General features: G+C 70.9%; 11 protein-coding genes. 4 read left to right on the top strand and 7 right to left on the bottom strand.

Annotated features, from left to right (window positions below; genetic code table 11):
* Window positions 1-159 (top strand): hypothetical protein (locus ACFYW9_RS38275; RefSeq protein ID WP_389159676.1); only part of this gene is annotated, 159 nt, incomplete at its 5' end.
* 157 nt (window positions 160-316) lie between these two features.
* Here ACFYW9_RS38275 and pgl read toward each other — a convergent pair.
* Genes pgl through tkt form a run of 5 tightly spaced genes read right to left on the bottom strand, consistent with a single transcriptional unit; the run spans window position 317 to window position 6,922 of the window.
* Window positions 317-1,099 carry a 6-phosphogluconolactonase gene (gene pgl, locus ACFYW9_RS38270; RefSeq protein WP_326788459.1) on the bottom strand — a complete coding sequence of 261 codons (783 nt, stop codon included), beginning with the start codon at window positions 1,097-1,099 and terminating at the stop codon, window positions 317-319.
* A complete protein-coding gene (gene opcA, locus ACFYW9_RS38265; protein WP_389159674.1) occupies window positions 1,096-2,157 on the bottom strand; it encodes a glucose-6-phosphate dehydrogenase assembly protein OpcA in 1,062 nt (353 codons plus the stop codon). The genes pgl and opcA overlap by 4 nt, the downstream gene beginning before the upstream one ends.
* A complete protein-coding gene (zwf, locus tag ACFYW9_RS38260) occupies window positions 2,154-3,680 on the bottom strand; it encodes a glucose-6-phosphate dehydrogenase (RefSeq protein WP_326791001.1) in 1,527 nt (508 codons plus the stop codon). The genes opcA and zwf overlap by 4 nt, the downstream gene beginning before the upstream one ends.
* A 1-nt stretch (window position 3,681) precedes the next feature.
* Window positions 3,682-4,800: a transaldolase gene (gene tal / locus ACFYW9_RS38255; RefSeq protein WP_389159673.1), complete on the bottom strand. Its 1,119-nt coding sequence runs from the start codon at window positions 4,798-4,800 to the stop codon at window positions 3,682-3,684.
* A 34-nt stretch (window positions 4,801-4,834) separates the two neighbouring features.
* Entirely contained in the window at window positions 4,835-6,922 is a 2,088-nt protein-coding gene (tkt, locus tag ACFYW9_RS38250; RefSeq protein WP_351873633.1) for a transketolase, read from the bottom strand.
* Between the two features lie 353 nt (window positions 6,923-7,275).
* Here tkt and ACFYW9_RS38245 point away from each other — a divergent pair, with 353 nt between their 5' ends.
* The 3 genes from ACFYW9_RS38245 (at window position 7,276) to ACFYW9_RS38235 (ending at window position 9,911) form a co-directional block, all read left to right on the top strand.
* Window positions 7,276-8,229 (top strand): heme o synthase, encoded by a 954-nt coding sequence (locus ACFYW9_RS38245; protein WP_387296305.1) that lies wholly within the window; start codon window positions 7,276-7,278, stop codon window positions 8,227-8,229.
* 92 nt (window positions 8,230-8,321) lie between these two features.
* Window positions 8,322-8,678 carry a hypothetical protein gene (locus ACFYW9_RS38240; protein ID WP_351873630.1) on the top strand — a complete coding sequence of 119 codons (357 nt, stop codon included), beginning with the start codon at window positions 8,322-8,324 and terminating at the stop codon, window positions 8,676-8,678.
* 126 nt (window positions 8,679-8,804) lie between these two features.
* Window positions 8,805-9,911, top strand: coding sequence for an amidohydrolase family protein (locus ACFYW9_RS38235; RefSeq protein ID WP_389159672.1), 1,107 nt, complete (start codon window positions 8,805-8,807; stop codon window positions 9,909-9,911).
* A gap of 152 nt (window positions 9,912-10,063) precedes the next feature.
* Here the strand turns inward: ACFYW9_RS38235 and ACFYW9_RS38230 are convergent, their stop codons facing one another.
* On the bottom strand, window positions 10,064-11,071 hold the full coding sequence (locus ACFYW9_RS38230) for a heme A synthase (protein WP_389159671.1): 1,008 nt from the start codon (window positions 11,069-11,071) through the stop codon (window positions 10,064-10,066).
* Between the two features lie 125 nt (window positions 11,072-11,196).
* Window positions 11,197-12,012, bottom strand: a complete 816-nt coding sequence (locus ACFYW9_RS38225; RefSeq protein WP_389159670.1) for an ABC transporter permease — start codon at window positions 12,010-12,012, stop codon at window positions 11,197-11,199.
* Between the last annotated feature and the right edge of the window lie 26 nt (window positions 12,013-12,038).

Genomic DNA, 12,038 nt, shown 5'->3' with positions numbered 1-12,038 from the left:
ATCTGGAACATCGACTCCTTCGACCAGTGGGGCGTCGAACTCGGCAAGGTGCTCGCCAAGCGCGTCGAACCCGCCCTCACCGAAGGCGCCGACGTGCCGGGACTGGACGAGTCGACCAAGGCCCTGGTCGCCAAGTACCGGACGCTGCGCGGTCGGTGAGCATGACTGAGGGAAGCGGGCGGCAAGGGTCCGCCCGCTTCCCGGGACCTTCCTGACGATCGTGGGGAGTCCTTGGGCCCGGTGGACGCACGCGGGGGCGGCAAGGTCGGTGACCCTGCCGCCCCCTTGTGGTTCAGCCGTTCCGTGCGGCGGTCGCTCAGGCGGACGCCGGCGGATACAGCGAGCGTGGCAGCTGGGACGCCGCCGGGGCGTCCAGGAGCCACAGGGTGCGGGAGCGGCCGTACGCGCCGGCGGCCGGGGCCTGGATCTCGCCCGCGCCGGACAGGGCGATGGCGGCCGCCTGCGCCTTGTCCTCGCCGGCCGCGAGCAGCCACACCTCGCGGGCGGAGCGGATCGCGGGCAGGGTCAGCGAGATCCGGGTCGGCGGCGGCTTCGGCGCTCCGTGCACGCCGACCACCGTCCGCTCCGTCTCCCGCACCGCGGGCAGCTCCGGGAAGAGCGAGGCCACGTGGGTGTCCGGGCCGACGCCCAGCATCAGGACGTCGAAGGCCGGGACCGGACCGTGGTTCTCCGGGCCGGCGGCCTTCGCGAGCTCCGCCGCGTACGACTCGGCCGCCGCCTCCACGTCGGCGCCGAACGGACCGTCGGACGCGGGCATCGCGTGCACCCGCGCCGGGTCCAGCGGCACCGCGTCGAGCAGGGCCGCGCGGGCCTGTGTGTCGTTGCGGTCGGGGTCGCCCTCGGGGAGGTACCGCTCGTCGCCCCACCACAGGTCCAGGCGCGCCCAGTCGACCGCGTCCCGGGCGGGCGCCGCGGCGAGCGCCGCGAGGAGCCCGTTGCCGTTGCGTCCGCCGGTCAGCACGATCGAGGCGGAGCCGCGCGAGGCCTGCGCGTCCACGATCTTCGTGATCAGCCGCGCCGCCGCGGCCTGGGCCATCAGTTCCTTGTCGCGGTGGACGACGAGCTGCGGGGTGTTCACTCGGCGGCCGCCTTGTCCGCCGCCTTCTTGGCGAGCGTCTCCGCCACCCCGGCGGGGGAGTCCTTGGCGACCGGGGCGACCGGGGCCGCCTTCGTGGCGGTCGCGGTGCCGCCCGGGGAACCGCCGGTGTCCGCCGAGTTCAGCCGGTTCACCCCGTAGCGCAGCGCCGAGGCGTAGGTGTCGTCCGGGTCGAGGCGGCGCAGCTCCTCCGCCATCAGCTCGGCCGTGTCGCGGCGCTTGAGCGCCACCGCACGGTCGGGCTGCCCCTGGATGGACAGCGTCGCGAGGGTGCCGTCGGCGCGGTCCAGGACGATCGGGCCGCAGCTCGTCTCCAGCCGGACCGCGGTCAGGCCGGGGCCCGAGGACAGCGACCGCTTGACGGGGACCTCCAGCCGCTCCGCGAGCCACATCGCGAGCAGTTCGCAGCTCGGGTTGAACTCCTCGCCCTCCACCTCGACCGCGTCCACGTCGCAGGTGACCTGGTCCAGGGCCGCGGCCAGCATCGAACGCCAGGGCGTGATGCGGGTCCACGACAGGTCCGTGTCGCCCGGGGTGTACGCCTCGGCGCGGGCGTCGAGCTCCCGCACCGGGGCCTCGGCGGCGTAGGTGTCGGTCACCCGGCGCTGGGCGAGCGAGCCGAGCGGGTCCTTCGCCGGGTCGAGCGGCGCGTTCACCGGCCACCAGACGACGACGGGCGCGTCCGGCAGCAGCAGCGGCAGGACGACCGACTGGGCGTGGTTGATCACTTCGCCGTACAGGCGCAGCACCACCGTCTCGCCGGTGCCCGCCTCCGCCCCGAGCCGTACCTCGGCGTCGAGGCGCGACGTCGTGCGGTCGCGGGGCGAGCGGGAGACGCGCTTGATGACCACGAGGGTGCGTGAGGGGTGCTCGCGCGAGGCCTCGTTGGCGGCCTTCAGGGCGTCGTACGCGTTCTCCTCGTCGGTGACGATGACGAGGGTGAGCACCATGCCGACGGCGGGCGTGCCGATGGCGCGGCGGCCCTGGACGAGGGCCTTGTTGACCTTGCTGGCCGTGGTGTCCGTGAGATCGGTCTTCATGGGCGACGCCAGCTCCGTCCGTCTCGCTCGAGCATTTCGTCCGCCTCGACGGGGCCCCAGGTGCCCGAGGGGTACTGTGCGGGCTTGCCGTGCTTGTCCCAGTACTGCTCGATCGGGTCGAGGATCTTCCAGGACAGCTCGACCTCCTCGGTGCGCGGGAAGAGGTTCGAGTCACCGAGCAGCACGTCGAGGATCAGACGCTCGTACGCCTCCGGGCTCGACTCCGTGAAGGACTCGCCGTACGCGAAGTCCATCGAGACGTCCCGGATCTCCATGGAGGTGCCGGGCACCTTGGAACCGAAGCGGACCGTGACGCCCTCGTCGGGCTGGACGCGGAAGACGATCGCGTTCTGGCCCAGTTCCTCCGTCGCCGTGTGGTCGAAGGGGGAGTGCGGGGCGCGCTGGAAGACGACCGCGATCTCGGTGACGCGGCGGCCCAGACGCTTGCCGGTGCGCAGGTAGAACGGGACTCCCGCCCAGCGGCGGTTGTCCACCTCGACCTTGATCGCGGCGAAGGTGTCGGTCTTCGACTTGGGGTCGATACCGTCCTCCTGGAGGTAGCCGACGACCTTCTCGCCGCCCTGCCACCCCGCCGCGTACTGGCCGCGGACCGTGCTCTTGCCCAGGTCCTTCGGCAGCCTGGTCGCGCCGAGCACCTTGGTCTTCTCCGCGGCGAGCGCGTCCGCGTCGAAGGAGGAGGGCTCCTCCATCGCGGTCAGCGCCATGAGCTGGAGCAGGTGGTTCTGGATGACGTCACGGGCGGCGCCGATGCCGTCGTAGTAGCCGGCCCGGCCGCCGATGCCGATGTCCTCGGCCATGGTGATCTGCACGTGGTCGACGAACGACCGGTTCCAGATCGGCTCGAACATCGTGTTGGCGAAGCGCAGCGCCAGGATGTTCTGGACGGTCTCCTTGCCCAGGTAGTGGTCGATGCGGAAGACCTGGTCCGGGGCGAAGACCTCGTGCACGATCGCGTTGAGCTCCTCGGCCGACCTGAGGTCGTGGCCGAAGGGCTTCTCGATGACCGCGCGGCGCCACTGGCCGTTCGACTGGTCGGCCAGCTTGTGCTTCTTCAGCTGCTGGATCACCACCGGGAACGCGGACGGCGGCACGGACAGGTAGAAGGCGAAGTTGCCGCCCGTGCCCTGCGCCTTGTCCAGCTCCTCGATGGTCGAGCGCAGCCGGTCGAACGCGTCGTCGTCGTCGAAGGTGCCCTGGACGAAGCGCATGCCCTGGACGAGCTGCTGCCAGACCTCCTCGCGGAAGGGCGTGCGGGCGTGTTCCTTGACCGCGTCGTGGACCTCCTGGGCGAAGTCCTCGTGGGCCCACTCGCGGCGGGCGAACCCGACGAGCGAGAAGCCCGGCGGAAGAAGACCCCGGTTGGCGAGGTCGTACACCGCGGGCATCAGCTTTTTACGTGACAAATCGCCCGTGACGCCGAAGATGACCAGGCCCGACGGCCCCGCGATACGCGGGAGCCGTCGGTCTGCGGGGTCACGCAGCGGGTTGCTGCTCGACAAGATTTCAGCCCTCCGAAGGGGCGAGGCGCTGGAGCTCCGCCTCGGTCGACTTGAGCAGGTCGTTCCAGGCGGACTCGAACTTCTCGACGCCCTCGTCCTCAAGGAGCTGGACCACGTCGTCGTACGAGATCCCGAGCTTCTCGACGGCGTCGAGTTCGGTACGGGACTGCTCGTACGTACCGGCGATCGTGTTGCCGGTGATCCGGCCGTGGTCCTCGGCGGCACCCAGGGTGGCCTCCGGCATGGTGTTCACGGTGTTGGGCGCGACCAGCTCGTCGACGTACAGGGTGTCCTTGTACGCCGGGTCCTTGACGCCGGTCGAGGCCCACAGCGGGCGCTGCTTGTTGGCCTGCGCCCGGTCGAGGGCGGCCCAGCGGTCGGTGGAGAAGACCTCCTCGTACGCCTCGTAGGCGAGCCGGGCGTTGGCGAGGCCCGCCTTGCCGCGGGCGGCCTTGGCCTCGGGGGTGCCCAGGGCGTCGAGCCGCTTGTCGATCTCGGTGTCCACGCGGGACACGAAGAACGAGGCCACGGAGTGGATCTTCGAGAGGTCCAGGCCGCGCTCCTTGGCCTTCTCCAGGCCGGCGAGGAACGCCTCCATGACCTCGCGGTAGCGCTCCAGCGAGAAGATCAGCGTGACGTTGACGCTGATGCCGAGGCCGATGACCTCGGTGATCGCCGGAAGACCCGCCTTGGTGGCCGGGATCTTGATGAGGGTGTTGGGGCGGTCCACCAGCCAGGCGAGCTGCTTGGCCTCGGCGACGGTCGCCGCGGTGTTGTGCGCCAGACGCGGGTCGACCTCGATCGACACACGGCCGTCCTGGCCCTCGGTGGCGTCGAAGACGGGACGCAGGATGTCGGCGGCGTCGCGCACGTCCGCCGTGGTGATCATGCGCAGGGCCTCTTCGACGGTGACCTTGCGGGCGGCGAGCTCGGAAACCTGCTGCTCGTAGCCGTCTCCGCTGCTGATCGCCTTCTGGAAGATCGACGGGTTGGTGGTGACGCCGACGACGTGCTGCTGGTCGATCAGCTCGGCAAGGTTGCCGGACGTGATCCGCTTGCGCGACAGGTCGTCCAGCCAGATCGCGACGCCTTCCTCGGAGAGGCGCTTGAGTGCGTCTGTCATGGAAATTGCATCTCCTACGTGTCGTATGTCGGCGTCAGCGCTGGGCTGCGGCGATCGATTCCCGGGCGGCTTCCGCGACGTTCTCGGCGGTGAAACCGAATTCGCGGAAGAGCACCTTGCCGTCGGCCGAAGCACCGAAGTGCTCCAGCGAAACAATGCGTCCGGCGTCCCCGACGAACCGGTGCCAGGTGAGACCGATTCCGGCCTCGACGGAGACACGGGCCTTCACCGAAGGCGGCAGGACGCTGTCCCGGTACCCCTGGTCCTGCTCGTCGAACCACTCCACACACGGCATGGAGACCACCCGCGTGGGGATGCCCGCGGCCTGGAGCCGCTCACGCGCCTCGACGGCCACGTGCACCTCGGAGCCGGTGCCGATCAGGATGACCTCGGGCGAGCCGCCCTCGGCCTCGAACAGGACGTAACCGCCCTTGGCGGCGTCCTCGTTCGCCTCGTACGTCGGCACACCCTGACGGGTCAGGGCGAGACCGTGCGGGGCGCCCTTGCCGAACACCTTGGTGTAGCGCTTGAGGATCTCGCGCCAGGCGATGGCCGTCTCGTTGGCGTCCGCGGGACGGACGACGTTGAGGCCGGGGATGGCGCGCAGCGAGGCGAGGTGCTCGACCGGCTGGTGGGTGGGACCGTCCTCGCCGAGGCCGATCGAGTCGTGCGTCCACACGTACGTCACCGGCAGGTGCATCAGGGCCGACAGGCGGACCGAGTTGCGCATGTAGTCGGAGAACACCAGGAAGGTGCCGCCGTAGATGCGCGTGTTGCCGTGCAGCGCGATGCCGTTCATCTCCGCGGCCATCGAGTGCTCGCGGATGCCGAAGTGGATCGTGCGGCCGTACGGGTCCGCCTCCGGCAGCGGGTTGTCCGCCGGGAGGAACGAGCTGCTCTTGTCGATCGTGGTGTTGTTCGAACCGGCGAGGTCGGCGGAGCCGCCCCACAGCTCGGGGATCACCGCGCCGAGGGCCTGGAGCACCTTGCCGGACGCGGCGCGGGTGGCGACACCCGTGCCCGCCTCGAAGACGGGGAGCTTCTCCTCCCAGCCGCTCGGCAGCTCGGTCGCGGCGATACGGTCGTACTCCGCCGCGCGCTCCGGGTTGGCGGTACGCCAGGCGGCGTAGCCCTTCTCCCACTCGGCCTTGGCCTGGGCACCCCGGTCCAGGGCCTGACGGGTGTGGGCCAGCACCTCGGCGGCGACGTCGAAGGACTTCTCCGGGTCGAAGCCGAGGACGCGCTTGGTGGCCGCGACCTCGTCGTCGCCGAGCGCCGAGCCGTGCGCGGCCTCGGTGTTCTGCGCGTTGGGGGCGGGCCAGGCGATGATCGAGCGCATCGCGATGAAGGACGGCTTGTCCGTCACCTTCTTCGCGGCCTCGATCGCGTTGTAGATGGCGTGCGGGTCCAGGTCGCCGTCCGGCTTCGGGGCGACGCGCTGCACGTGCCAGCCGTACGCCTCGTAGCGCTTGACGGTGTCCTCGGAGACCGCGGTCTCGGTGTCGCCCTCGATCGAGATGTGGTTGTCGTCCCACAGCAGGACCAGGTTGCCGAGCTTCTGGTGCCCGGCCATGGAGGAGGCCTCCGCGGAGATGCCCTCCTGGAGGCAGCCGTCACCGGCGATCGCGTAGATGAAGTGGTCGAACGGGGACTCGCCCTGCGGCGCCTCCGGGTCGAACAGACCACGCTCGTAGCGGGCGGCCATCGCCATGCCCACCGCGTTGGCGACACCCTGGCCGAGCGGACCGGTCGTGGTCTCCACGCCCGGCGTGTGACCGTACTCGGGGTGTCCGGGGGTCCTGCTGCCCCAGGTCCGGAAGGACTCCAGGTCGTCCAGCTCCAGGCCGAAACCGGCCAGGTAGAGCTGGGTGTAGAGGGTCAGGGACGAATGGCCGGCGGACAGCACGAAGCGGTCGCGTCCAACCCAGTCGGTGTCCGCCGGGTCGTGCCGCATCACCTTCTGGAAGAGGGTGTAGGCGGCGGGCGCCAGGCTCATGGCCGTACCGGGATGGCCGTTGCCGACCTTCTGTACGGCATCGGCGGCCAGGACGCGGGCGGTGTCCACGGCCCGCTGGTCCAGCTCGGTCCACTCGAGGTCTGTGGTGGTCGGCTTGGTGCTCACCCTGGGTCAGGGCTCCTCTCCACATGTCACACATGTCGAAATGCCGGTGCACTGGGCGCCCCGGCCGTTGTCGAGCCTACCCCCGTGAGTACGCGCGTTTTTTCGAGTCATTCCAGACTGCCGGGACTCATCGGGATCCGCCTCCCGACTAGGTCGTTCCGTGTTCGGCAAGTGAATACGGAGCCGCTCGTCCGAGTGCTCAATCGAGTCTCGATCAGCTCTTCCGGACGCACTCCTCAACACGGGCCCACCCCCGCGAATGCCGGGGTCTGGGCAACGTCTACAGTGGCGTGGTACGCGCGGGCCTTTGCGGGGAATTCATCCCGAGGCCCGCTGGGATGTCTCTGTCAGGGGTGTGCGTGACGGCCGTCGAATCCCGTCCAGCGGGTGTGCTCGGGACGAGCAGCAGCCGGGGCCAGCGGCCGTTCGGGGCCCGTCTGAAGGCGTTCGTGGCGCTGACCAAGCCGCGGATCATCGAGCTGTTGCTGATCACCACGGTTCCGGTGATGTTCCTGGCCCAGCAGGGTGTGCCGGATCTGAAGCTGGTGCTCCTCACCTGCCTCGGCGGTTATCTGTCCGCGGGCGGCGCCAACGCGCTCAACATGTACATCGACCGCGACATCGACGCCCTCATGGAGCGCACCTCGCAGCGTCCGCTCGTCACCGGCATGGTCAGCCCCCGTGAGTGCCTCGCCTTCGGCATCACGCTGGCGGTCGTGTCGACCCTGCTGTTCGGTCTCGCGGTCAACTGGCTGTCCGCCTGGCTGTCGCTCGGGGCGCTCCTCTTCTACGTCGTCGTCTACACGATGATTCTCAAACGGCGTACCTCGCAGAACATCGTGTGGGGCGGCATCGCCGGCTGTCTTCCCGTGCTCATCGGCTGGTCGTCCGTCACGAACTCCATGTCGTGGGCGCCGGTCATCCTCTTCCTCGTGATGTTCTTCTGGACGCCGCCGCACTACTGGCCGCTGTCCATGAAGGTGCGCGAGGACTACGCGCGCGTGGGCGTGCCGATGCTGCCGGTCGTCGCGAGCAACAAGGTGGTCGCCCGCCAGATCGTCCTCTACAGCTGGGTGATGGTCGCGGTCTCGCTGCTGCTCACCCCGCTCGGGTACACGGGCTGGTTCTACACCGCGGTCGCGCTCGGCGCGGGCGGGTTCTGGCTGTGGGAGGCGCACGGCCTGCAGAACCGTGCCAAGGCCGAGGTCACGGGCGGCAAGCTCAAGGAGATGCGGCTGTTCCACTGGTCGATCACCTACGTGTCGATCCTCTTCGTGGCCGTCGCGGTGGACCCCTTCCTCCGCTAGACCGCCCGGAAACGTGTACGGGAGGGGTGCGTGGTCAAGGCCACGCACCCCTCCCGTCGCCGTTCGATCTACCCGTCGGTAGCATCCTGGCCATGGCAGACACCCAGCAGATCGACGAGACCCCCGGCGCCGTCCAGGACCCCAAGGCCGAACGCGCCGCCGCGAAGCTCGCGCAGCGCATCACCGCCTTCTCCAAGGCGCACGGCGGGGTCGAGGCCCAGGTCGCGTACATCGGAGAGCGCGGCGCCCGCATCGTCCTCGTCGGCGAGGACGGCGGCTGGGGCGACCTCGTGGCGACGAGCTACGAGATCGCCGAGAAGGCCGTGGAGAAGGCCGGCGTCACCGTCCACGAGGCGTTCGACGGCGAGTTCGCGGCCAAGGTGAAGACCGGCCCGTACGAGTGGAAGCGCATGGCCGGCATCCAGGTCGGCGGTCCCTCCAACGACTGACACGTCACCCCTCGCACGGACGGCCGACAATCGTCGGCTGTTCGCACGGGGTGTGCGCGACCAACACCTGACACCCGGCTCAGCCGTTAGGACCTGAAAAGCAACGGTCCATTCGCGGGAGTCCGGATGATCGAAACGCCGTCCCTGGTGGACCAGTACTGCCACGGCGTACTGCGGACGGAGCTGGGCCTCGGCACGTTCGAGGCCCACCTCGCCAGGACCGGGGGGCCGCCGGCCGCGGGCACCACCTTCTTCGACACCCAGACCGGCTTCGCCGTACGGCGCTGGTGCCCGCCCCTGCTCGGGCTCGAACCGCACTGCACGCCCGCCCGCTATCTGGCCCGGCGCCGCGAACTCGGCGTCCTGGAGTCGGGCCGCAGACTGCTGCGCGGCAGCGGCATCACCACGTACCTCGTCGACACCGGTCTGCCCGGCGACCTGACCGGGCCGGGCGAGATGGCCTCCACGGGAGACGCGCGGGCGCACGAGATCGTCCGTCTGGAGCTGCTCGCCGAACAGGTCGCCGACACCTCGGGAACCGTCGAGGCCTTTCTCGCCAATCTCGCCGAATCCGTCCACGGAGCCGCCGTGAACGCCGTGGCCTTCACCTCCGTCGCGGGCGTGCGGCACGGTCTGGCCCTCGCGCCCGAACCGCCGGGACCGGGGGAGGTACGGGGCGCGGCGGGCCGCTGGCTCGCGGGCCGCCGGGTCGGCGGCACGCTCACCGACCCCGTCCTGCTCCGCCATCTGCTGTGGATCGCCGTCGCCTCGGGCCTGCCCCTCCAGCTCCACGCGGGCCTCGGCGAACCGGGCCAGCGCATCGACCGCACGGACCCGGTGCTGCTGACGGACTTCGTCCGGGCCACGGCGGGCCTCGGCACCGACCTGGTCCTGCTGCACGGCTACCCGTACCACCGGCACGCCGCCCACCTCGCCGGTGTCTTCGCGCACGTCTACGCCGACTCGGGCGCCGCCCTGGTACGCACCGGGGCCCGGGCCGCGACCGTCCTCGCCGAGATCCTGGAACTGGCGCCGTTCGGCAAGATCCTCTTCTCCAGCGGGGCGCAGGGCCTGCCCGAGCTGCACGTGGTGGGCGCCCACCTGTTCCGGGAGGCGCTCGGCCGGGTGTTCGGCGGCTGGGTCGCGGAAGGGGCGTGGTCCCTGGAGGACGCCCAGCGCGTGGCCACGATGGTGGCGGCGGGCAACGCGCGGCGGGTGTACGGGGTGGGGTGAGCGCACCGGCGCCCGCCGAGGGCTCACGCTCGTGATGGCGATCCCGGGCGGGCCGCGTGCGTGTTTCCCCCGGACGGGCTACGCGTGCGAAGGCGCTTCCTGGACGGGCCGCGCGCGGGTGAATGCGGTATCCCCGGACGGGCCCGGACGGGCTACGCGCGGGTGAGGGCCGACGTGGTCGCGGGACCCGGCAGATCCGCCACGGCCTCCGGGCGCTCGCGCAGGGCCAGCAGCACCCGCAGCACCCCGATCCACACCAGGCAGGAGCCGAGCATGTGGAGGGCGACCAGGGCCTCGGGCAGGTCGGTGAAGTACTGGACGTAGCCGATGACGCCCTGGGCCAGGAGGATCAGGAACAGGTCGCGGGTGCGCCGCAGGGGACCCCGGGGGGCGTCCACCGCCTTCAGGACGAACCAGAGGGCGAAGGTCAGCGTGACGATGATCCAGGCCAGCACGGCGTGCAGCTTGGTGACGTCCTCCCAGCTCACGGGGATGCGCTCCACCTCGCTCGAGTCACCCGCGTGCGGTCCGGCACCGGTGACGACCGTGCCGACGGCGATCAGCAGGACCGAGGCGCAGACCAGGAACCACACGAGCTGCCGCACCGGCTTGCCGACGAGCGGACGCGGCGCCGCGTCGCCCTCGCGGGTGCGCTGCCACATGAGCGCGGCGACCGTGATGAGCGCGGTGGAGAGCAGGAAGTGGGCGGCGACCGTGTACGGGTTGAGGCCGACCAGGACGACGATCCCGCCGAGGACCGCGTTGCTCATGACGATCCAGAACTGGGCCCAGCCGAGCCGGGTGAGGCCGCGCCGCCACGGCTTCCGCGAGCGCGCCGCGACGATCGCCCACCCGACGGCGGCGCACAGCACGTACGTCAGCATGCGGTTGCCGAACTCGATGACGCCGTGGAAGCCCATCGCGCTCGTCGCCGTCAGCGAGTCTTCGGTGCACTTGGGCCAGGTCGGGCAGCCGAGGCCGGAGCCGGTGAGCCGCACGGCACCGCCGGTGACCACGATGACGACCGCCATGACGAGCGCGGCGAGAGCCGCGCGCTGCACCGTCCGGGAGGTCGGGGTCCAGCGTTCGGCGATGAAGGCGAGCGGGTTGCGCACCGCGCTGAGGGCGTCGGCTCGGGTCAGGTTCTGCACGCGCACCATCGTAGGGGCCCCGCTTGTGCACGCTTTCACGAGGGTCCCGCCCGTGAGCGGTGGGCCGGCCGCCCTCCCCGGCGGGGCCGCTCACTCCCCGTGGCGGTGCCACGACTCCCGGTGGGGCGGGCCGGTCACTCCCAGCGGAAGAACCGGCCGGCCGCGCCGAGGCCCAGGACCGCCCAGACCGCCAGGATCCCCAGGTCGCCCCAGGGCATCTGGGCGCCGTGCTGGAGCACCGCCCGCAGCCCGTCCGAGAGCGCCGAGATGGGCAGCAGACCGAGCACGTCCTGGGCGCCCGCGGGGAACTTGTCCAGCGGCACGATCACCCCGCCGCCGACCAGGAGCAGCAGGAAGACGAGGTTCGCCGCGGCCAGGGTCGCCTCGGCCCTGAGCGTGCCGGCCATGAGCAGGCCGAGCCCGGAGAAGGCGGCCGTGCCGAGGACCAGCAGGAGCAGGACGGCGAACGGATTGCCGTGCGGCGACCAGCCCAGCGCGAACGCGATCGCGGTGAGCAGGATCACCTGGAGGACTTCGGTGACGAGGACCGACAGCGTCTTCGCGGTCATCAGCCCCCAGCGGGGGAGCGGGGAGGCCGCCAGCCGCTTCAGGACGCCGTACCGGCGCTCGAAGCCCGTGGCGATGGCCTGGCCGGTGAACGCCGTCGACATCACGGCCAGTGCCAGGATGCCCGGCGCCAGGAAGTCGACGGCCTCGCCCGCGCCGGTGTCGATGATGTCCACCGAGCTGAACAGCACCAGGAGCAGGGTCGGGATGACGACCGTCAGGAGGAGCTGCTCGCCGTTGCGGAGCAGCATCTTCGTCTCCAGCGCGGCCTGCGCGCCGATCATGCGGGTCAGCGGGGCCGCGCCCGGCTTCGGGGTGTACGTACCGGCGGTGGTCACGGAAGCGGCTCCCCGCCGGTCGGTTCCAAGCTGTGCCTGGCTCATGAACGCAGCTCCTTGCCGGTCAGTTC

The organism is Streptomyces sp. NPDC002698 (genome assembly GCF_042888945.1).
Taxonomy (GTDB): Bacteria; Actinomycetota; Actinomycetes; order Streptomycetales; family Streptomycetaceae; genus Streptomyces.
This window is presented reverse-complemented; position numbering and strand designations above follow the sequence as displayed.

What these genes read in the sequence shown, in the direction of transcription:
- opcA (WP_389159674.1), bottom strand. Translation starts at nt 2,157, where the DNA reads ATGAAGACCGATCTCACGGACACCACGGCCAGCAAGGTCAACAAGGCC.
- tal (WP_389159673.1), bottom strand. Translation starts at nt 4,800, where the DNA reads ATGACAGACGCACTCAAGCGCCTCTCCGAGGAAGGCGTCGCGATCTGG.
- ACFYW9_RS38240 (WP_351873630.1), top strand. Translation starts at nt 8,322, where the DNA reads ATGGCAGACACCCAGCAGATCGACGAGACCCCCGGCGCCGTCCAGGAC.
- ACFYW9_RS38235 (WP_389159672.1), top strand. Translation starts at nt 8,805, where the DNA reads ATGATCGAAACGCCGTCCCTGGTGGACCAGTACTGCCACGGCGTACTG.
- ACFYW9_RS38230 (WP_389159671.1), bottom strand. Translation starts at nt 11,071, where the DNA reads ATGGTGCGCGTGCAGAACCTGACCCGAGCCGACGCCCTCAGCGCGGTG.
- ACFYW9_RS38225 (WP_389159670.1), bottom strand. Translation starts at nt 12,012, where the DNA reads ATGAGCCAGGCACAGCTTGGAACCGACCGGCGGGGAGCCGCTTCCGTG.